Origin of the sequence: Tessaracoccus sp. MC1865 (assembly GCF_017815535.1) — a bacterium.
Taxonomy (GTDB): domain Bacteria; phylum Actinomycetota; class Actinomycetes; order Propionibacteriales; family Propionibacteriaceae; genus Arachnia.
This window is the reverse complement of sequence record NZ_CP072596.1, coordinates 2,076,975-2,097,669: the sequence shown is the minus strand read 5'-3', so window position 1 is coordinate 2,097,669 and position 20,695 is coordinate 2,076,975. Positions and strand designations below refer to the sequence as shown.

General features: G+C 67.8%; 16 protein-coding genes and 1 pseudogene. 6 read left to right on the top strand and 11 right to left on the bottom strand.

Going from position 1 to position 20,695, the window contains the following annotated elements; all coding sequences use genetic code 11:
• Positions 1 to 2 precede the first annotated feature (2 nt).
• Both J7D54_RS09750 and J7D54_RS09745 read right to left on the bottom strand, forming a co-directional pair.
• Entirely contained in the window at positions 3 to 416 is a 414-nt protein-coding gene (locus J7D54_RS09750; RefSeq protein ID WP_182763740.1) for a Fur family transcriptional regulator, read from the bottom strand.
• A gap of 66 nt (positions 417 to 482) precedes the next feature.
• Positions 483 to 1,454 carry an MDR family oxidoreductase gene (locus J7D54_RS09745; protein WP_182763739.1) on the bottom strand — a complete coding sequence of 324 codons (972 nt, stop codon included), beginning with the start codon at positions 1,452 to 1,454 and terminating at the stop codon, positions 483 to 485.
• A gap of 209 nt (positions 1,455 to 1,663) precedes the next feature.
• Between J7D54_RS09745 and J7D54_RS09740 the strand changes: the two genes are divergently transcribed.
• Positions 1,664 to 3,067 carry an MATE family efflux transporter gene (locus J7D54_RS09740; RefSeq protein WP_182763738.1) on the top strand — a complete coding sequence of 468 codons (1,404 nt, stop codon included), beginning with the start codon at positions 1,664 to 1,666 and terminating at the stop codon, positions 3,065 to 3,067.
• 1 nt (position 3,068) lies between these two features.
• Here J7D54_RS09740 and J7D54_RS09735 read toward each other — a convergent pair whose 3' ends face one another.
• The 3 genes from J7D54_RS09735 to J7D54_RS09725 form a co-directional block, all read right to left on the bottom strand.
• Positions 3,069 to 5,192, bottom strand: coding sequence for an MMPL family transporter (locus J7D54_RS09735; RefSeq protein WP_209455104.1), 2,124 nt, complete (start codon positions 5,190 to 5,192; stop codon positions 3,069 to 3,071).
• Positions 5,193 to 5,340: 148 nt separating this feature from the next.
• Positions 5,341 to 6,762 carry a type I glutamate--ammonia ligase gene (glnA, locus tag J7D54_RS09730; protein ID WP_182763737.1) on the bottom strand — a complete coding sequence of 474 codons (1,422 nt, stop codon included), beginning with the start codon at positions 6,760 to 6,762 and terminating at the stop codon, positions 5,341 to 5,343.
• A 170-nt stretch (positions 6,763 to 6,932) separates the two neighbouring features.
• The gene (locus J7D54_RS09725; protein WP_182763736.1) at positions 6,933 to 8,285 is read right to left on the bottom strand and encodes a dicarboxylate/amino acid:cation symporter; all 1,353 of its coding nucleotides are present in this window, start codon (positions 8,283 to 8,285) and stop codon (positions 6,933 to 6,935) included.
• 202 nt (positions 8,286 to 8,487) lie between these two features.
• Between J7D54_RS09725 and J7D54_RS09720 the strand changes: the two genes are divergently transcribed.
• Together J7D54_RS09720 and J7D54_RS09715 are read left to right on the top strand one after the other, a co-directional pair.
• Entirely contained in the window at positions 8,488 to 8,907 is a 420-nt protein-coding gene (locus tag J7D54_RS09720; RefSeq protein ID WP_245243947.1) for an RDD family protein, read from the top strand.
• Between the two features lie 26 nt (positions 8,908 to 8,933).
• Positions 8,934 to 9,374 carry an iron chaperone gene (locus J7D54_RS09715; RefSeq protein ID WP_182763734.1) on the top strand — a complete coding sequence of 147 codons (441 nt, stop codon included), beginning with the start codon at positions 8,934 to 8,936 and terminating at the stop codon, positions 9,372 to 9,374.
• On the opposite strand, the pseudogene J7D54_RS09710 reads toward J7D54_RS09715, so the two are convergent.
• A pseudogene (locus J7D54_RS09710) lies at positions 9,352 to 10,955 on the bottom strand (heavy metal translocating P-type ATPase). The gene J7D54_RS09715 and the pseudogene J7D54_RS09710 overlap by 23 nt on opposite strands.
• A 564-nt stretch (positions 10,956 to 11,519) precedes the next feature.
• On the bottom strand, positions 11,520 to 12,662 hold the full coding sequence (locus J7D54_RS09705) for an AAA family ATPase (RefSeq protein WP_182763733.1): 1,143 nt from the start codon (positions 12,660 to 12,662) through the stop codon (positions 11,520 to 11,522).
• 88 nt (positions 12,663 to 12,750) lie between these two features.
• Here J7D54_RS09705 and J7D54_RS09700 point away from each other — a divergent pair, with 88 nt between their 5' ends.
• Entirely contained in the window at positions 12,751 to 14,010 is a 1,260-nt protein-coding gene (locus tag J7D54_RS09700) for a hypothetical protein (RefSeq protein ID WP_182763732.1), read from the top strand.
• Positions 14,011 to 14,059: 49 nt separating this feature from the next.
• Here the strand turns inward: J7D54_RS09700 and J7D54_RS09695 are convergent, their stop codons facing one another.
• The gene (locus J7D54_RS09695; protein ID WP_182763731.1) at positions 14,060 to 14,533 is read right to left on the bottom strand and encodes an FABP family protein; all 474 of its coding nucleotides are present in this window, start codon (positions 14,531 to 14,533) and stop codon (positions 14,060 to 14,062) included.
• Positions 14,534 to 14,581: 48 nt separating this feature from the next.
• Here J7D54_RS09695 and J7D54_RS09690 point away from each other — a divergent pair, with 48 nt between their 5' ends.
• Both J7D54_RS09690 and ilvD read left to right on the top strand, forming a co-directional pair.
• Positions 14,582 to 15,400: an aldo/keto reductase gene (locus J7D54_RS09690; RefSeq protein WP_182763730.1), complete on the top strand. Its 819-nt coding sequence runs from the start codon at positions 14,582 to 14,584 to the stop codon at positions 15,398 to 15,400.
• Positions 15,401 to 15,426: 26 nt separating this feature from the next.
• The gene (gene ilvD / locus J7D54_RS09685; RefSeq protein ID WP_182763729.1) at positions 15,427 to 17,124 is read left to right on the top strand and encodes a dihydroxy-acid dehydratase; all 1,698 of its coding nucleotides are present in this window, start codon (positions 15,427 to 15,429) and stop codon (positions 17,122 to 17,124) included.
• A 67-nt stretch (positions 17,125 to 17,191) separates the two neighbouring features.
• Here the strand turns inward: ilvD and J7D54_RS09680 are convergent, their stop codons facing one another.
• Genes J7D54_RS09680 through lipA form a run of 3 tightly spaced genes read right to left on the bottom strand, consistent with a single transcriptional unit; the run spans position 17,192 to position 20,664 of the window.
• The gene (locus J7D54_RS09680) at positions 17,192 to 18,955 is read right to left on the bottom strand and encodes an ABC-F family ATP-binding cassette domain-containing protein (RefSeq protein WP_182763728.1); all 1,764 of its coding nucleotides are present in this window, start codon (positions 18,953 to 18,955) and stop codon (positions 17,192 to 17,194) included.
• A 3-nt stretch (positions 18,956 to 18,958) separates the two neighbouring features.
• Entirely contained in the window at positions 18,959 to 19,717 is a 759-nt protein-coding gene (locus J7D54_RS09675; protein ID WP_182763727.1) for a DUF4191 domain-containing protein, read from the bottom strand.
• Positions 19,718 to 19,731: 14 nt separating this feature from the next.
• On the bottom strand, positions 19,732 to 20,664 hold the full coding sequence (lipA, locus tag J7D54_RS09670; RefSeq protein ID WP_182763726.1) for a lipoyl synthase: 933 nt from the start codon (positions 20,662 to 20,664) through the stop codon (positions 19,732 to 19,734).
• Between the last annotated feature and the right edge of the window lie 31 nt (positions 20,665 to 20,695).

The following is a 20,695-nucleotide window of genomic DNA, read 5'->3' as shown; positions in this document are numbered from 1 at the left end:
TTTTACCTTTCGTTGCAATTTGCACAGGTTCCCCAGTAGATGACCTCGGCCTCGTCGATGACGAAGCCGTGGTCATCCGCTGCGGAAAGACAGGGGGCGGCGCCGACGGCGCACGGGACATCACGCATGTCTCCGCAGCTGCGGCACATCAGGTGATGGTGGTTGTCGCCGTTCTCCAACTCGTAGCGCGGCGGTTGTCCGGCGGGTTCCACGCGTCTGATGAGGCCGTGGGAGTGGAGGGCGGCGAGGTTGTCGTAGACCGCCTGGACGGACGCGCTGCCGGTGCGTTCCCGCACCGCCTCCGTCACGTCGCCGACCCGCATGTGCGGGTGGTCTGCCAGGACTGTCAGGACGGCAACGCGGCCCGCAGTGACGCGCATGCCGGCGTCCTTGAGTGCGGTGGGCCAATCGTGCATGACAGGAACCTTAGCGCCTTTTCTGGAAACAATCCAAAGAAGGAAAAAGCCCGATGAACAGTCCGGTCAGATGGTGACGAGCGTGCGGCCGTGGCGCTGGCCGGCCATCATCTCTTCCGCGGCTGCGCGCACGCCGTCGAGGTCCACCCGCTCCGTGATCGCGTCGAGCATGTCCAGCTGGAGCCCGCGGGCGAGGATGCGCCAGGCGTCGGCCCGGTCGTCGAGGTTGGCCCACACGGAATCGATGCCCGCGAGGGTGACGCCCCGCAGGATGAACGGCATGACGGTGGTGGGCAGATCGTGGGAGCCGGCCAGGCCGCAGGCGGCCACCAGACCACCCTTGTTGGTCTGGGCGATGGCGTTGGCCAGCGTCTGTCCGCCCACGGAGTCCACCACGGCGGAGTAGGTGGCCTTCTGGAGCGGCCGGCCGGGCTCGCTGAGGTTGGCGCGGTTTATGACCTCGTCGGCGCCGATGCTGCGCAGGTAGTCGCCCAGCTGCTCCGCCCTGCCGGTGGTCGCGTAGACGACATAACCGGCGTTGGAGAGCAGTTGGGTGGCGATGGAGCCGACGCCGCCGGTGGCGCCGGTGACCAGCACCGGGCCGTCGTCCGGCATGATGTTCTCGCTCAGGATCCGCAGCACGGCCAGGGCGGCGGTGTAGCCGGCGGTGCCGAGCGCCGCAGCCTGTTCGGGGGAGAGGCCCTCGGGGAGGCCGACGGCGTACTCGCCGCTGATCCTCGCCCGCGTGGCGTAGCCACCGTGCTCGGTCTCGGAGAGGCCGGCGCCGTTGAGCATGATCCAGTCGCCGGGGGAGAACCTCTCATCGTCTGACTCGGCGACGCGGCCGACCAGATCGATGCCCGCGACCAGGGGGTGCTTGCGCACCACGCCGGGACGGCCGGTGACCGCGAGCGCATCCTTGTAGTTTAGATCCGAGAACTTCACGTCGACGACGATCCCGCCGTCACCGTCGAGGAACTCCTCGCCGACCTCTTCTATCGCAGAGCCTGCCTCACGAACCACAATTGCACGAACCATGCGGGTCAGCCTACGCGGTGGACGCTCCGCCGAAGAGGCGGGTAGGGCGTCCACGATGGTGCCGGCGCGGGAAACTTGCCGAGTTGAGTTGTTTGGGCTATGGCAATACAATTTGTCGCTGATCGCCGCAGAGCGTCGGACCCGAGAGTCCTACGACCCGATGCACCACGACGCGGTCCCATTCATCCCAACTTCCCAGAAGGTCCTGCATGGCCAAAAACCTCACCGTCGGATCGCCCCTCCGGCTCATCGTGCTCTTCACGCTCCCGCTGCTGATCGGCAACCTGTTCCAGCAGGCCTATGCCGTCTCCGACGCCATCGTCGTCGGACGCCTGCTGGGTGTCGATGCCTTGGCCGCGGTCGGAGCGTCCGGCAGCCTTCAGTTCCTGCTGTTCGGTTTCGCGATCGGCTGCTCCGCGGGTCTGGCGATCCCGGTGGCCCGCGCTTTCGGGGCCCAGGACCTGCCGGGGATGCGCCGCGCCGTGGCGCGGGGTGTCCTGATCAGCGCCGTGGTGGCGCTGGTGATCACGTTGATCGGCACGCTGGGGGCCCGCACGCTGCTGACGTGGCTCGGCACGCCCGAGGAACTGATGCCCCAGTCGACCACGTTCCTCGTCGTGCTGTTCAGCGGCTCGTTCGCCACGGTGGCGTTCAACTACCTCAGCTCCGTCATCCGCGCCCTGGGCGACAGCCGGACCCCGCTGGTGTTCCTCATCATCTCCACCGTCCTCAACGTGGTGCTGGTGGTCGTGTTCATCGCGGTGCTGGGCACGGGAGTGGGGGGCGCCGCGCTGGCCACGCTGATCGCCCAGACGGTGTCGGTGTTGCTGTGCCTCATCCTCATCTGGCGCCGGATGCCCAACCTGCACCTGCACCGGGCCGACTGGCGGCTGGAGATGCCCAAGCTGAGGGAGTCGACCAAGCTCGGCCTCACCCTCGGGTTCCAGATGTCGATCATCGCCATCGGCGCCGCGCTGCTGCAGTTCGGCATCAACGGGCTGGGTACCGACGCGGTGGCCGCCTTCACCGCGGCCATGCGCGTGGATCAGGTGGCGGTGATCCCGCTGGCCACCGTCGGCGTTGCGATGACCACCTACGTCGCCCAGAACGCCGGCGGCCGGCAGTGGCGCAGGATCCTCACCGGCGTGCGGCAGGCGCTCCTGTTGGCCATGGGCATGGCGCTTGTGCTCGGGGTGGCGATCTTCTTCGGGGGCACGCTGATGGTCCGGATGTTCCTGGGCGAGGGGGAACCGCAGGTTGTGGACATGGCCCACCGGTACCTGGTCATCAACGCGGCCCTGTACGCGATCCTTGCTGTCCTGTTCGTGATCCGCCACGTGATCCAGGGCCTCGGCTCGACGATGGCCCCGACGATGGCCGGCGTGCTCGAGCTCGTGGCCCGTGGCGTCATCGGCCTCTTCGTGGTCCCTCACGTCGGGTTCATCGCCGTGATCCTGGCGGCACCGGCTGCCTGGGTGGCCGCACTGATCCCGCTGCTCATCGCCTGGCGCTACCAGCACCGGCGCCTCGTCGTGGCAGACAGGGAAGCTGCCGCCCGCGCCCTCCGGGACGCCGAGCAGGCAGATCCGCACCTGCAGGTGTGCCCCGCCTGAATCAGCCCTTCTTGCGGAGCTTCGACGGCCACCAGATGGCCGAGCCGATGTCGTAGGTGAGCGCCGGCACCAGCAGGGTGCGCACCAGGAACGTGTCGAGCAGAACGCCGAACGCGACGATGAAGGCCAGTTGCACCAGGAACAGGATGGGCAGCACCGCCAGGGCCGCGAAGGTCGCCGCGAGCACGAGGCCGGCAGAGGTGATCACACCACCGGTGACGGCCAGACCTCGCAGGATTCCCCGTCGGGTGCCGTGCTTCACGGTCTCCTCGCGTACGCGGGTCATCAGGAAGATGTTGTAGTCGATACCCAGCGCGACGAGGAAGACGAACCCGTAGAGCGGCACCGAGGGGTCCGCGCCCGGGAAGTCGAGGATGTGGTTGAACACGATTGCGGCGGTACCCATGGCCGTGCCGAAGCTGAGCGCTGTGGTGGCGATGAGGAGCACGGGCGCCAGGATGCTGCGGAGCAGGAAGATGAGGATCAGCAGGATCACCACCAGGACGATGGGGATGATCAGGGCCAGGTCCTTCGCGGAGGTGTCGCGGGTGTCCATGTCGACAGCGGTTCGACCGCCGACTCCGGCAGTACCCCCGAATTCGGTGCGGAGGGAACGTACGACGTCGATGGCGGCGTCGCTGTCGGGAGCATCCGCCAGCGTGGCGAGCAGCATGACCTCGCCGTCGTTCACTGTGGGTGCAGGTGCCGGGGTGCCGGGAGGCCCGAAAGCCTGGATGCCATCCTCAGTGACGAGCGCGGTGCCTGCCGGCGAATCGGCCGCCACCACGGACACCGAATCGACGCCGTCCGTGGCGAGAAGCGCCGCGGCTACAGAGTCGAAATTGGCCTCCTCAGTCAACACCCGCACCGGGGTGCCCGAGCCGCCGGGGAAGTGCTCACCCAGCTTCTCCTGACCATCCCTGGCGTCAGAGGCGCCCAGCACGAAGTCGCTCGGCGGGACGCCGTCGGCCTTCAAGGTGGGCACGAAGGCCGCGCCTGCGGCCAGCAGGAGCACGCAGACGATCCACACCGTGCGCGGCTTGCGGGAGACGAACCGCGCCGTCTTGGCGTAGACGCCCTGGTTCATCTCGTCCTCGTCGGTGCGATCGGGGAGGAACCGTGGCCGGCGCGGCCAGTACGAGGCGCGGCCCATCAGGTAGAGGAGGGCGGGCAGCAGGGTGAGCGCGGCCAGCATGGCGAATGCGATGCCGATGGACGCGACGGGCCCCAGTGACCGGTTTGAACCCAGGTCGCTCAGCAACAGGCACAACAGGCCAGCGATGACTGTGCCGCCCGAGGCCAGGACAGGTTCCACGACGCCCCTGATGGCTCGCCATGTGGCTGTGGCCTTGGATTGATGGCGCTTGAGTTCCTCGGCGTACCTGGCGGTGTAGAGCAGTGAGTAGTCTGTGGCCGCGCCGATGACGAGGATGAACAAGATGCCCTGCGTCTGACCCGTGAGCACCAGAACGTCTGCCTTGGCCAACCACCAGTTCACGAGCAACGCCACGCACAGCGCGAAGAGGCTGGTGGAGAGCACGGCGAAGGGCAGGATCAGGGATCGGTAGACGATCAGCAGGATGACCAGCACGACCCCCAGCGCCACGAGCAACAGCAGGCCGTCGATGCCCGAGAATGCGTCGGCGATGTCCGCGGTGAAGCCGGCAGGACCCGTGACATGCTGCTCGACGCCCGCGGGCGTCTCTGCCCTCAGGGTCTCGCGAAGCTCGGACACCGCCTCGCCCTGCTCAAGGTCTGGATCCACGCCCAGGAAGAGCTGTGCCGCCTTACCATCCTCAGAGGGCAGCAAGGGAGAGGTGCTCAGCACGCTCCGCTCGTCGCCGAGCTTCTGGGCCAGTGCGCCCAGATCGCCCAACTGGGCCTCTGTGAGGGGATCCTCTGCGGTGAAGATCACGATGGCGGGAAGAGTGTCGCTGTCGACGAAATCGAGGTAGCGCTCGTCGACCCGCGTCGACTCAGCCCCTGCAGGGAGGAACTGTGCGGAATCGTTCTGCGCCACTTCGGAGATCCTGCCGAAGTAGGGTCCACCGATGCCGGCGCCCACCAGCCAGACGAGGGTGATGACAACGGCGATGACGACGCGCAGGGCACGGGAGGTTTTCACGGTTGCAGCCTAGATGTAAACATCGCTCTGTCGCGACGACCGAGGCTCTATCGAAGGATGGATCAGACAGTACGAGGGAGATTCCCGCCACATCGCGCCCTGTGGCGTCGATGTGGCAGCAATCTCCCTCGAAATACCGGCGACCGGCTCAGAGTGCGTAGTACAGCTCGAACTCGTGGGGGTGCGGGCGCATCGCGATGGCCTGGATCTCAGCGCGCTTCAGTTCGATCCACGTCTCGATGAGGTCCGGAGTGAACACGTCACCGGCGTAGAGGAACTCGTGGTCAGCCTCGAGCTCCTCGAGCACCGCACCCAGCGAACCGGGCACCGTGGGCACCTGGTCATGCTCGTCCGGCGGCAGTTCGTAGAGGTCCTTGTCGATGGGGGCCAGCGGTTCGATGCGGTTCTGGATTCCATCGACGCCGGCCAGCAGCATTGCCGCGAACGCCAGGTACGGGTTCGACGACGGGTCCGGGCAGCGGAACTCGATGCGCTTGGCCTTCGGGTTCGAACCGGTGATCGGGATGCGGATGCACGCCGAGCGGTTGCGCTGCGAGTAGACCAGGTTGACCGGGGCCTCGAAGCCGGGCACCAGGCGGTGGAACGAGTTCACCGACGGGTTGGTGAAGGCCAGCAGGGCGGGCGCGTGCTTCAGCAGGCCACCGATGTACCAGCGGGCCATGTCGGACAGACCGGCGTAACCGTTCTCGTCGTAGAACAGCGGCTTGCCGTTCTCCCAGATGGACTGGTGGACGTGCATGCCGGAGCCGTTGTCGCCGAAGATGGGCTTCGGCATGAACGTGGCGGTCTTGCCCGCCTCCCACGCCGTGTTCTTCACGAGGTACTTGAACTTCATGACGTCGTCGGCGGCCTTGAGCAGCGTGTCGAAGCGCCAGTTGATCTCGGCCTGGCCGGCGGTGCCGACCTCGTGGTGCGCACGCTCGACCTCGAGGCCGGCGTTGCCCATGTGGCGCACGATGTCGTCGCGCAGGTCCCCGAAGTGGTCCACGGGCGCGACGGGGAAGTAGCCGCCCTTGTAGCTCACCTTGTAGCCGCGGTTGCCGCCGTCCTCGATCCGCCCCGTGTTCCATGCGCCCGCCTCGGAGTCGATGTGGTAGTACGACGAGTTCGCCGACGTCTCGAACCTGATGTCGTCGAAGACGTAGAACTCCGCTTCGGGGGCGAAGAAGGCGGTGTCGCCGATGCCGGTGGACCCCAGGAACGCCTCCGCCTTGCGCGCGATGTTGCGCGGGTCACGGGAGTAGGGCTCCTTGGTCAGCGGGTCGTGCACGAAGAAGTTGACGTTCATCGTCTTCGACTTGCGGAACGGGTCCAGGTAGGCCGTGGTGGGATCCGGCAGCAGGGCCATGTCGGACTCATGGATCTTCTGGAAGCCGGTGATGGAGGAACCATCGAACCCCAGGCCATCTTCGAAGACCTCGGGCCCGAAGGCGGTCGCTGGGACGGTGAAGTGCTGCATGACCCCGGGCAGGTCGCAGAAGCGCACGTCGATCGTCTCGACATTCTCTTCCTTGATGTAAGCCAGTAGGTCGTCTGCGCCTTGGAACATGTGGATAGCCTTTACGTCTCGGTTGACGAGTCCAAACGATATGAGCCTATCTTTGCCCGGCAGTTGCCGGTGGGTAACGGCCCTGTTACAGCTTTCCCGGTATCGAAGGCCCCTCAGCACAACGACAGAGGGGCCCGGGCGTGGCCCGGACCCCTCTCAGCTTGCGTGTGTCAGGCGGCGAACTGCGGACGCGCGTCGTAGATCTCCTGATCCAGCACGCCTTCGCGTTTGCCCACGACCGCCGCGACCAGCGCCTGGCCGGTGACGTTGAGGGCCGTGCGGCCCATGTCGACGATGGGCTCAACCGCGAGCAGCAGGCCGACGCCCTCGAGCGGGAGGCCCAGCGTGGACAGCGTGAGGGTCAGCATGACGGTCGCGCCGGTGGTGCCGGCGGTGGCCGAGGAGCCGAGGACGGCGACGAACGCGATCAGCAGGTAGTGCGTGAGGTTCAGGTCGATGCCGTAGAACTGGGCGATGAAGATCGCGGCGATGGCCGGGAAGACCGCGGCGCAGCCGTCCATCTTCGTGGTCGCGCCCAGCGGCACGGCGAAGCTGGCGTACTGGCGCTGCACGCCCAGGTTGCGCTCGACGACCTGCTCGGTGACGGGCATGGTGCCCATCGAGGAGCGGGTCACGAAGCCCAGCGAGATGGCGGGCCACACGTTGCGGTAGAACTGCGCCACGTCGAGGCCGTTGAACTTCAGCACGGCGGGGTACACGACCACCCAGATCACGGCCAGGCCCACGTAGAGGGCCAGAACGAAGGAGCCGAGCGACGCCAGCGAGGTCCAGCCGTAGGTGGCGACGGCGCGGCCGACGAGGGCAGCGGTGCCGATGGGGGCCAGGCGGATGATCCACCACAGGACCTTCTGGATGACGGACAGCGCCGACTCCATGAAGCCGACGAACGGCGCGGCCTTGTCGCCCACCTTGACCGCGGCGATGCCGAAGAGGATCGAGATGAGGAGGATCTGCAGCACCGAGAAGCTCGGGGAAGCGGTCACGGCGCCCTCTGCGGTGGTGCTGGCGCTGACGCTGAGGCCGAAGATGTTGCTGGGTACCAGACCGAGCAGGAACGCGGCCCAGTCGCCCTGGCGGCTGGGGAGTTCGGCGGCGTCGCCGGAGACCCCGGCGGTCAGCCACGGCTTGGACAGCAGGCCGACGACGATGCCGACGATGACGCTGGCCAGGGCGGTGATGGCGAACCACACGAGCGTCTGGACGGCGAGCCGGGCGGCGTTCCTGACCTGCTGCAGGCGGGCGATCGAGGAGATCACGGCGGTGACCACGAGCGGCACGACGAGCAGCATGAGGAGCTTGACGTAGGCCGAGCCCACTTCGTAGAGAAGGCCGGTGAGCCAGTTGCGCTCGCCCTCGGCGGGCGCACCGATGCCGAGCGCGATGAATCCCAGGATCAGGCCGACGACGAGGCCTGCGGCGATCTGGAAGCCGAGGCCGGTGTAGAAGGGTTTGCGGGGTTCGCGGGTGGGCGCGTCAGAGCGCGCCTCGATGATGGTGGACATGAGGATTCCTTGAAAGCTGGGGTGGGATGAACGTCGGGAGGGGTCCGCGTCAGCGCAGACAGGTGCCGGCAGGAACGCGGCAGAGATCGACCCACAGTCGACCGACGAGCATCAGCATGGACAGATCATGGCACGTCCCCGAAGACTCCGCGAAACCTGTTCACCGACGGCGTGCAGGGGAGCCGCTGGTAGGCTGCGCCGCGTGACTGACACCACCACCTATCCGGGCCAGACCATCGGTCTGCCCGAGCGTGGCCGTGGCTCGCTCGCGTCGTGGCGCGCGCGTATCGCCGCCATGATCGGCGACTGGGCCGCCAGCATGCTGGTGGCGATAGCGGTCTTCGGCATCGAGGTGATGACGGGCACCGGGTGGAGGTCGTTCATGATCCTGGCGGTGTACTTCGTGGAGGCGAGCATCCTCACAGCGCTCACCGGTGGCTCGTTCGGTCAGCTCATCGCCCGGATCGGGATCGCGCGGCTCGACGGCCGGCACGTCGGCTGGTGGCGCGCCGTCGTGCGCACCGCGCTGAAGTGCCTCGTCATCCCGGCGGTCGTGATCGGCGCCGAGCGGCGTGCCATGACAGATCTGTTGCTCGGAACTGTTGTCATCAATCGTAAATAGCACGCTCGGCGTGGCAGGATTTCGCCATGGCCACCAAGAAACGCACCGACGCTGCTGCAGACACCTTCTCCGCCGAGGAGAAGGCCGCCATGAAGGAACGCGCCTCTGAGCTGAAGCGGGCGCGCTCCACCAAGGACCCCGAAGCCGATGTGCTGGCGAAGATCGCCGAGATGGAGGGCGACGACAAGGCGATCGCCGAGTCCCTCCACGCGCTGGTGAAGGAGGTCGCGCCCGACATGGGGTGCAAGACCTGGTACGGGTTCCCTGCCTACATGGTGGGCAAGGAGATCGTCTTCTTCTTCCAACCGGCGAAGAAGTTCGGCACCCGCTACGGCACCCTCGGCTTCAACGACAGCGCCAAGCTCGACGACGGCGACATCTGGCCCTCCGCGTTCGCGATCCCGGCGTGGACGGCGCAGGTGGAGAAGAGGGTCTCCGACCTGATCAAGCGCGCTGTCGGCGCGTAACGGAGGCGGGGTCCAGGTCCAGGCGGCGCAGCAGCTGCGCGTTCAGGGCCACCACCACCGTCGAGAGGGACATCAGGATGGCGCCCACCGACATCGGCAGGGTGACGCCCGCTGCGGCGAGCGTGCCCGCGGCGAGCGGTACGGCCACCAGGTTGTACCCGGCCGCCCACCACAGGTTCTGCTTCATCTTGCGGTAGGCGCCGCGCGACAACTCGATGACGGAGACGACGGCCCGGGGGTCGTCTCCGGCGAGGATCACGCCGGCGGACCCGATCGCGACGTCGGTGCCCGCGCCGATCGCGATGCCGACGTCGGCCTGGGCAAGGGCAGGTGCGTCGTTGACGCCGTCGCCGACCATCGCCACCGTCCGCCCCTCCCGCTGCAGTTCCTGCACCTTCCCTGCCTTGTCCTCCGGGCGGACCCCCGCGAAGACCCGCTCGATGCCGAGGTCTGCGGCCACCGATTCCGCCACCGCCCGGGCGTCGCCGGTGATCATCACGACGGTGACCCCGCGCTGGCGGAGCGCCTCGACGGCCGCCCGGGACTCGGGGCGGATCTCATCGGCGACCTGCAGTGCACCGATGGGCTCACCGTCGACCAGCACGTGCAGGATGGTGGCTCCCGAGGACGCCCAGGTCTCGCTGACCGGAAGTGCCGTTGCGGTCTCCTGGGACAAGAGGTGGGGGCCGCCCACCTGGACGCGTCGTCCCTCAACCAGGGCGCTGACGCCGACGGCGGGGGAGGACGAGAAGTCATGTGCCTGCTGCACCTGAATGCCGCGCTCTGCCGCGCGCCGGAGGATCGCCTTGGCAAGGGGGTGTTCGGAGTCGGTCTCCGCGGCTGCGGCCAGGGCGAGGACCTCGTCGTCGGAGCGTCCGACGGCGTGCACCGCCGCGACAACCGGGGCGCCCACCGTCAACGTGCCGGTCTTGTCGAACAGGACCGCGTCGACGGTGCGCATCGCCTCAAGGGCGAGCCGGTCCTTGACCAGGACGCCCGCCTTGGCGGCGCGCTCGGTGGCGATCGACACCACCAGCGGGATGGCCAGGCCCAGGGCGTGGGGCAGGCGATCACGAGCACCGTGATGGTGCGGACGATCGCCTGGTCAGGCACGCCGAGCACGGTCCACGCGATGGCGGTGATCACGGCGGCACCGAGGGCGAACCAGAACAGCCAGGCCGCCGCCCGGTCCGCGATCCGCTGTGCCTTCGACGAGGAGTTCTGGGCGTCGAGGACCATCTTCTGGATGCCGGCGAGGGCGGTGTCGTCGCCGACAGCGGTGACCTGGAGGCGGATGCCCGAGTCTGTGGCGATGGTGCCTGCGACGACCTGGTCGCCCTCGCTGCGGGCCACTGGCTTGGACTCGCCGGTGATCATCGACTCGTCCATGCTCGCTGAGCCCTGGGTGATCCTGCCGTCGGCGGGCACCTGGCCACCGGGCCGCACGATCACGATGTCGCCTGTTGCCAGGGCAGAGGGGGAGACCTTCTCCACGCCGCCGTCGAGGACGCGTTCGGCCTCGTCCGGCAGCAGTGCGGCGAGCGAATCGAGCGCTGAGGTGGTCTGCGCCAGCGAGCGCATCTCCACCCAGTGGCCGAGCAGCATGATGACGATCAGCAGCGCCAGTTCCCACCAGAACTCCAGTTCGTGGTGGAGGATGCCCAGCGTCGCGCTCCATGAGGCCAGAAATGCGACGGTGATGGCGAGCCCGATCAGCAGCATCATGCCGGGCTTCCGCAGCCTGATCTCGCTGACGGCTCCCGTCAGGAACGGCTGACCGCCCCAGACGTACATCACCGTGCCGAGGAGCGCCGCCACCCAGATGGCCCAGCCAGGGAGGTCGTAGCCGATCAGGTGGGCGAACATCGGCGACAGCGCGACGACCGGGACGCCCAGGGCGAGCATGATCCAGAACAGACGGCCGAAGTGGGCTGCGTGGCCGGCGTGACCGCCACGGCCCCCGTGGCCTTCGGGGCCGGTGCTCTCGGGGGGCGCCCCGTGGGTCATGCCGGAATGATCCGTGTGATCGTCGTGACCCCGCGCTTCTGGCGCAGTGGGGGCGGGGTGCCCGTGATGCTGGTGAGCAGTCATGCCACCGACGTTACCATACCCCCAGGGGGTATGGAAGGACCGCCCGTGCGGAGCTCACCGACGGCCCCATTCCCAGCTCGGGCGCGACAGTAGGCCCTGATCTGCAACGACCGTTTCACCTGTGTCTTTGACCAGCTCCACCAACTCCAGGTCCTCCTCGGGCACCGCGCGGGTGAGCGCCTGGATGACCGCCTGTGAATGGGTCACCACGACGACCTGTGTCTCTGCCGCCGAGCGTGCGATGAGGCGCCCGAGCGGCGCGATGAGGGTGGGGTGGAGGCTGTTCTCGGGTTCGTTCAGGGCCATCAGAGGAGGGCGGGCCGGGGCCAGTAGCGCTGCCAACCACATGAGATAGCGCAGCGTGCCGTCCGACAGTTCGGCGGCCCGCAAGGGCCGCAGCATGCCGGGCTGGTGGAGCGCCAGTTCGAAGATCCCGTCGGCGACGGGGACCTCCAGACTGCTGCCGGGGAAGGCGTCCTCGATGAACTGGCCGATGGGTTCGCGCCCATGTTCGCGGATCGTCTGCAGGGCCGCAGCCACATCGGCGCCGTCGCCGGCCAGCGCCCAGGTGCGGGTGCCCACCCGCGGCTGCCTGGCGGGGGCCCCGGCATCCGTGCGCAGGGTGTCGTAGAAGCGCCAGGCCGCGAGCTCGTCCCGCAGCGCCCGGAGTTCGGGAAGGTCGAGGAGCATGGACTGGTGGGGCGCCAGTTGGAAGGGCAGTTCCTCCCAGGGGCCCTCGTCGCGGACCTCCACCAGACCGCGCCTCCGGCGGGCGGCGAGGGTGGAGGCGCGCATGAGGGGGCCGCCCCAGACGACCTCGCGCTTGATCTCCGGATCTCGGTCGAAGGCGCTCAGGCCCTGCTGGGGCAGCCCGAGATCGATGAGGTAGCTGAGCGCATCGGCGCCGATGCCCAACTTGAGTGACACCGGCCCGCTCCTGACGGTGCCCTGCACCAGCCCGGTGCGCCGGGCGCCCTGGAGCGACTCGGGGCCGGCCCACAGCACCGATGACAGACCGCCCTCGCGCGCCAGCGAGGCCACCGCGTCGCCCAACGCGCAGCCGGCGAGGAGCCGCATGGCCTTGTAGAGGCTCGACTTTCCCGATCCGTTGGGGCCCGTGACGACGGTGACCCTGCCGAGCCGGATGGAGACGTCGCGCAGCGACCGGTATCCGGAGACGGCCAGTGTCCTGTACATGTCGGCGAGCTTAGACCGACGGTATGACAGTCGGCTTTGTCAGTAGTGGACGTTAGGCTGCGACCAGTTGCCGACAGCAGGGGGAAGCATGGAATCGGTGTGGAGGCCTCCGGCCGACATGGATGCGGATGAGTGGCTCGACTGGACACAGAGTCTGTCCGGTGTGCACTTGGAACGCCACCGCGACGCGATCATGATCGAAGGGCTCAAGGCGGGCTGCACGCTCCAAGCGGTCGGGGATGTCTTCGGTGTCAGCCGGGAGCGCGTGCGTCAGATTGCCGCGGTGGCTGGCGTCAACATGGGAGACCTGCGTGCTGAGCAGCGCGCCGCTCGCGAGCGGCGGGAGCGTCGTGTGGCGCGCCACGTTATCGGCGCGTCGCTGGCTCATCCGGAAATGACGGTGGACGAACTGGCAGAGTGGCTGGATCTGGACACAGCCGTGGTTCGGCGCCATCTCGCTCATCGCCGCCCGGTTCACGAACCTCAACAACGTGACGGCTCGACACGGGTCAGCCCAGAGGAACTGCTCAGCGCTCTGGCCGAGTGGGGAGCCCAGACGCACCAGCACACGGGTGACGATTACTCGGAGTGGGCCAAGGCGCGCGGTCTACCCGGTAAACAGACCGTGGCCATACGGTTGGGGAGTTGGAACGAGGCCATGGCCTTGGCGGGTCTTGGGCAGTACGTGGGGGAGAGGGGAGGCACTCGTCCCGTTATTTCCGACGAAGAACTGTGGGCCTCCCTCGTCGAATTCCTGACGGCGGATCTCGAGAGCTACTCCTTTCTCGGGTATGAGAACTACGCACGCAGCAGTGGTCTGGGGAGTGGCGCCCTGGTCAGGCAGCGACTGGGTGGATGGTCCGATGTGTTGCTCAAGGTCCGCGACATCATGCGTTACGCGGCAGACAGGGACGCGTCCTGGGCATGGGCGGAGTCGATTCTGGACGTCGTCCCAGGGGATGCCCCGCGCAATGTGGTGACCCACGACGACGCACTCGCCTCCCTGGGCCGCGTCGCTTCCCTGTTCACGGGTCCGGTGACAGTACAGGCCTATGAGACCCATCGCCAGACCGACGACGCACCAGCGCCCCTGATCCAGCGGCGCTGCGGATCCTGGATCGCGGCGCTCGTCGAGGCCGGCCTGTCGCATCGGATGTCGGCGAAGGCCCGCGGGAAACTCGAGCGGGGGGAGATGAGCCTCCCGCTGGCCGGTATGGGTGGAACGGCTCCCACGCCGCCCGCTGGCGCGACCGTGCCTGCGCCAACGCCGTCCCCTGGTGGCCTTGCGCCTGCGGCGCGGGAGCGACTCGCCACGCTGTTGGAGGGTGCGCGGACGGGCACCTGCTAGTGGTCTCGCCCAGGGGCGTCGTGCGGCGGGTGGGTGCAGTGCCGAGCCGCTACCTGGTTCTTGTCAGTTCAGAGGTCAGGTGACGCTGCAGGGGGTATTCCCCGGCGGCCATGTCGAAGCTGGTGGCCAGTTCGTCGTCGATGAGGGAGTAGCGGCGGGCGGACGCGTTGACGGTCTTCGCCGTCGAGGAGTTGAGGATCCTGCCCTCCAGGTAGAGCTGCACGACACCGTCCGCCACCGTGAGATGTCCTTCGGCGAGCTCCACCTGGCCGGTGGGCAGCGCCAACACGAACTCCACCCTGTCAGGGGAGGGGAGGCGCAGGTAGCCCGTCTCCACGTGCATCAGCGCGTTGTCCGAATTCCAGGTCCGCTGCCGGTACTCGAGGAACGGTTTGCCGATGTTGCTGAACGTGATCTCTTCGATGTAGCCGTAGGGCCGGATGCTCGGGTATTCCCCGTGCCCAGCGCCCTCCCAGGTGCCGACGAGCGTTGCCAGGGGCTGCAGTGCGGGATGGAGATCCATGCCCCGAGTCTAAGCCGGGCGCCGGCCGGGGGTGGCAGAATCGGGCCCATGACAGACGACCTGCAACTCCTCGACGGTTTCCGCATGCCTGCGCTCGGCTTCGGCCTCTACAAGGTTCCGCCGGAGCAGACGGAGGAGGTGGTGGTCGCCGGTGTCGCCGCCGGCTACCGGCTGGTCGACGGTGCCGAGTTCTATGGCAACGAGGTCGAACTGGGCAACGCGCTGCGCCGCGTCGACATCGACCGCTCGCTCCTCACCGTCACCAGCAAGTTCTGGGGCGAGGAGAGCCAGGACCGCGCCGCGGTGCTCGCCTCCTTCGAGGCGACGGAGAAGGCGCTGGGCACGGCCGTCGACGTTTACATGATCCACTGGCCCCGCCCCAACCGGAACCAGTTCGTCGACGTGTGGCGCACCCTCATCGAGCTGCGGGAGGCGGGGCGCGTCCGCTCCATCGGGGTGTCCAACTTCACGGAGGAGCACATCGAAAGGATCATCGCGGAGACGGGGGTGGCCCCCGTCGTGAATCAGGTGGAGCTCCACCCCTACCTACAACAGGAGGGCCTCCGGAACTACCACCGGGAGCACGGCATCGTCACGCAGGCGTGGAGCCCGCTGGGCCGCGGCCATGTGCTGGAAGACCCGCTGATCCGCGCCATCGCGGCCAGGCACGGCGTCACCCCGGCGCAGGCCATCATCCGGTGGCACCTGCAGTTGGGCAACGCGGTCATCCCGAAGTCGACGAACCCCGAGCGGCTGCGCAGCAACCTGGAGGTGGAGCACTTCACGCTGACCGACGACGACATGGCTGCCGTCGCCACACTCGACAGGGGTCAGCGGTTCGGCACTTCGCCCGACGAACGGCAGTGACGGGGACGGGGCCGTAGACTCCGGGAATGGAAGAGCATCCGGACATCAAGCCCCGCTCCCGCCAGGTCACCGACGGTTTGGAAGCCACCGCCGCCCGCGGCATGTTGCGTGCCGTCGGCCTCGGTGACGACGATTTCGCCAAGCCCCAGATCGGCGTGGGATCCAGTTGGAACGAGATCACCCCCTGCAACCTCTCCCTCGACAGGCTCGCGAAGAAGGCCAAGGAGGGTGTGTTCGCCGCGGGTGGTTTCCCGCTCGAATTCGGCACCATCTCCGTCTCCGACGGCATCTCGATGGGCCACGACGGCATGCACTACTCACTCGTCTCCCGCGACACGATTGCAGACTCCGTCGAAATCGTGATGCAGGCGGAACGCCTCGACGGATCCGTGCTGCTGGCCGGCTGCGACAAGTCCGAGCCGGGCATGATGATGGCCGCCGCCCGCCTCGGCCTGGCCTCCGTCTACGTCTACGCCGGTTCCATCATGCCCGGCCTGGCGCGGCTCTCCTCAGGGGAGGAACGCGAGGTCACGATCATCGACGCCTATGAGGCGGTGGGAGCCTGCGCCAGAGGGCTGATGTCGCGCGAGGACGTGACCGTGATCGAGAAGGCGATCTGCCCTGGCGAGGGTGCCTGCGGCGGGATGTACACGGCCAACACCATGGCCTGCGTGGCAGAGGCCATGGGCCTGTCGATCCCCGGTTCAGCCGCGCCGCCGGCCGTCGACCCAAGGCGCGACATCGCTGCGTTCAAGGCCGGCGAGGCCGTCGTCGAGATGCTGCGTCAGGGCATCACCACCAGGGACATCATGACCAAGGAGGCGTTCGAGAACGCCATCGCCGTCGTGATGGCGTTCGGAGGGTCCACCAACGCCGTGCTTCACCTGTTGGCCATCGCCCACGAGGCCGACGTGGACCTCACGCTGGCAGACTTCACCCGCATGCAGGCCAAGGTGCCGCACCTGGGCGACCTCAAGCCCTACGGGCGCTACGTCATGAACGACGTCGACCGGGTGGGCGGCGTGCCCGTCATCATGCGGCTGCTCGACGAGGCGGGGCTCATCAACCGCGACTGCATGACCGTCACGGGCAAGACCATCGCTGAGAACCTTGAGGAGTCGGCGCCCCGCCGCCCCGACGGCAAGGTGCTGCGGTCCTTGGACAACGCCATCGCCCCGCGCGGCGGCATCACCATCCTGCACGGATCGCTCGCCCCGGAGGGCGCCGTGGTCAAGACCGCCGGCTTCCAGACCGATGTGTTCGAAGGCACCGCCAGGGTGTTCGAACGTGAGCGTGCCGCCCTCGATGCGCTGGAGAACGGCACCATCACCGACGGCGACGTGGTGGTCATCCGCTATGAGGGGCCCAAGGGTGGCCCGGGCATGCGCGAGATGCTGGCCATCACCGGGGCTATCAAGGGTGCCAACCTCGGCAAGACCGTCCTGCTGCTCACCGACGGCCGGTTCTCCGGCGGCACCACCGGGTTGTGCGTCGGCCACGTCGCGCCGGAAGCGGTCGACGGGGGGCCCATCGCGTTCGTCCGTGACGGCGACCAGATCCGTCTCGACGTCGGCACCATGACGCTCGACCTCGAGGTTGACGAGGAGGAGCTCGCGCGCCGCAGGGAGGGCTGGCGCCCCATCAAGCCCAAGTTCACCACCGGCGTCCTGGGCAAGTACCAGAAGCTCGTGGGTTCGGCCAGCAAGGGTGCGGTGCTGGGCTGAGGGCGGAGCCTGGAGCAGTTGCGGGCCGAAACCGGGGGACAACCTCAGGTCACGGCCCGCCTTGCGGTCACTCAGCGGCGGTGAGCCACGCCTCTTCGAGGTCGTCCTTGCGGGCCTCGGCGGCCTGCAGGTCAGCCGTGAGCTTCGCCAGCCGCGGGTAGTCGCTGGCCGCCTCCGTCATCGCCGTGTGCAGCTTGACGATCTCCGCTTCGACCTTGCCGAGCTGGCTCTCGAGCCGCGCGAGGTCCTTCTTCCGCTGACGCTCCGCAGCGGCGTCGGACTTGGTGGCGGGCCCGCTCGGGCCAGGCGCGGCAGCCGCGTCGGCGGCCTGGGCGCGCCGTCGCCTGTCCAGGTACTCCTCGACGCCACCCGGCAGCAGCACGCAGGTGCCGTCGCCCAGCAGCGCGTAGGTCACGTCGGTGACGCGCTCCAGGAAGTACCGGTCGTGGCTGACCACGATCAGCGTGCCCGGCCAGGTGTCGAGGTAGTCCTCGATGACGGTCAGGGTGTCGATGTCCAGGTCGTTGGTGGGCTCGTCGAGCAGCAGGACGTTGGGTTCGGTCAGCAGCAGACGCAGGAACTGCAGCCTCCTGCGCTCGCCGCCCGACAGGTCACCGATCCGGGCCACCAACTTGTCGCCGGTGAACCCGAACTCCTCCAGCAGCGACGACGCGGAGGCGTCGCGACCGGTGGCCAGCTTCGTCTCCTCCCGCAACCGCTTCACCGACGACAACACGCGGTCGTCCTCATCGAGTTCGGCCACGGCCTGCGACAGGTAGGCCAACCGGAGGGTCTTGCCGCGCTTGATCTTGCCGCTGTCCGGGTCACGTTCATCGGCCAGGAGGTCGAGGAGGGTGGTCTTGCCCGCGCCGTTGATGCCCACCAGTCCGATCCGGTCTCCCGGACCGATCGACCAGGTCAACCTGTCGAGCAGCGTGCGGTCCGGCACCGTGTAGTCGACGTTGATGAGGTCGAACACGTCCTTGCCCAGACGGGTCACCGCGAACTGTTCGAGCGCCAGCTTGTCGCGTGGCGGCGGCTCGTCGGCGATCAGGACGTTGGCGGCCTCGATGCGGAACTTGGACTTCGACGTGCGGGCAGGGGCGCCGCGGCGCAGCCAGGCGAGTTCCTTGCGCGCGAGGTTCTTCCGACGCGCCTCGTTCGTCGCGGCGACCCGCTGGCGCTCCACGCGGGCGAGCACGTAGGCGGCGTAACCGCCGTCGTAGGCGTCGATCACGCCGTCGTGCACCTCCCAGATGCGGGTGCACACGGCGTCGAGGAACCAGCGGTCGTGGCTGACCAACAGCATGGCGAGGCCGGCCTGCGTGCGGGCCCGGAGATACTCCGCCAGGAAAGCGATGGCCTCCACGTCGAGGTGGTTGGTGGGCTCGTCGAGCACGATGAGGTCGTGGTGGCCGAGCAGGACCGCGACGAGCTCCACCCGCCGTCGCTCACCACCGGACAACTTCTCCAGGGGCCGTTCCAGGCCGATGTCGGTCAGGAGCGCCTCCACGACGCCGCGCTTGCCGGCGTCGGCCGCCCAGACATGGTCCGGTTCACCGCCGACGATCCGGTCGCGCACCGTTTCGCCGGGACGGGGGTCGCTCTGCTGCTGCAGGACGCCGATGGAGGAGTTGGTGGCGCGGATGGCGCGCCCCGAATCTGGCTCCAGTTCCCCGGTCATGATCCGCAGCAGGGTGGTCTTGCCGTCGCCGTTGCGGCCGACGACGCCGATCACCTCGCGCTCCGAGATGCCGCAGGAGACGTTGTCGAGCAGGGTGCGGGTACCGAAGCCGTGCGTGATGGCTTCGAGATTGACGATGTTGGCCACAGGTCAGCGGCCGCGCATGGCGGCTCGGGAGCCCTTCATCGAGATGGGACCCTTCGGGATGGGTGCCTTGGGGCGCATGGCGTCCAGGGCACGGAGGCGCTGGCGCACCTCGCCGATCTTTGCGGGGGTGAGCACCTTGGGCATCTTCTTGATGTGGCTGGCCAGCTGGTCCAGCGGGACCTGGCCGGCGGCCTTGCCCATCTGGATGGTCTTGACCTCGACGCCGTAGGCGACCTGCTCATGCTTGCGCTTCTCACCCTGCAGCAGCGGCTTCAGACGGCCGGCTTCACCCTCACCGATCAGGATGAGGCCGCCGGGGCCGAGTGTGCGGTGCACGACGTCCATGTTCTTGGTCACGGCGATGACGGGATCAGACACCCACTGCTTCGGCAGCATCTGCAGCGCCACCTCACCTGAGCCGGCCTGGCCCTCGTAGCGGCTGTACACGGCGCGGCGGGCCCGCCAGGCGAAGATCGCCATGGCACCGAGGAAGCCGGCCGACACACCGACGAGGCCCCAGATGAGGGGCTGGTTCAGGATGAAGCCCACGACCAGGAGCAGCGCGAACGGCACGACGAACCCTGCGAGCATCAGCCAGGGCAGCGCCTTGTCGTACTTGGCGCTCATCTTGTAGGTCTCTACAAGCTGGCGCCAACGACCCCAGTCTGCGGGGTCTGTGGAACTGCGCTTGCGCTCCTTCTCGGCGCGGGCCTCAGCCTTCTGCTTCGCCTCGAAGGCTTTCGCGCGTTCGCTCTTCGCCATGACAGCCTCTCGTGTCAGTTCTTGTTACGTGCGTCCATCGCTGTGCGGTACAGCCTGCCTGCTCGGTACGAAGAACGAACGAGCGGCCCGGACAACACGCCAGAATATCCGATCTCGCGGGCCTCCTGATCCAGCTCCTCGAACTCCTCCGGAGTGACCCACCTGTCGATGGGGTGCAGCGTCGCGTTGGGGCGCAGGTACTGGGTGATGGTGATCAGCTCGGCACCGGCGTCGTGCAGGTCCTGCAGCGCCTCCGAGATCTCCTCGCGGGTCTCGCCCATGCCCAGGATGAGGTTGGACTTGGTGACCAGCCCGCGATCGCGCGACATCCTCAGCACCTCGAGCGAGCGCTCGTAGCGGAAGCCCGGACGGATCCGCTTGAAGATGCGCGGCACGGTCTCGACGTTGTGGGCGAACACCTCCGGCTGTGCGTCGAAGAGTTGCGCGAGGAGTTCCTCCTTGCCGGAGAAGTCCGGCGCGAGCATCTCGACGCCGACGCCGGGGTTGACCCCGTGGACCTGCCGGATGGTCTCCGCGTACAACCAGGCGCCCTCGTCGGGCAGGTCATCGCGGCATACGCCGGTGATGGTGGCGTAGCGCAGCCCCATCTTCTTGACGGAAGCGGCGACGCGCAGCGGCTCGGCCGGGTCGTAACCCTCCGGCTTGGCGGATTCGATCTGGCAGAAGTCACAGCGACGGGTGCACCTGTCCCCACCGATGAGGAACGTGGATTCCCGGTCTTCCCAGCACTCGTAGATGTTGGGACAACCCGCCTCCTGGCACACGGTGTGGAGATCACCCGAACGCACGATCTGCTGGAGATCCTGGTAGTTCGGGCCCATCTTCGCGGTGGTCTTGATCCACGCGGGCTTTCGCTCGATCGGTGTCTCGGCGTTCTTCGCTTCGACTCTGAGGAGTCTGCGTCCGTCTGGCTGCACTGCTGTCACCCCCCCAGAGTAATACCCCCGGGAGACGGCG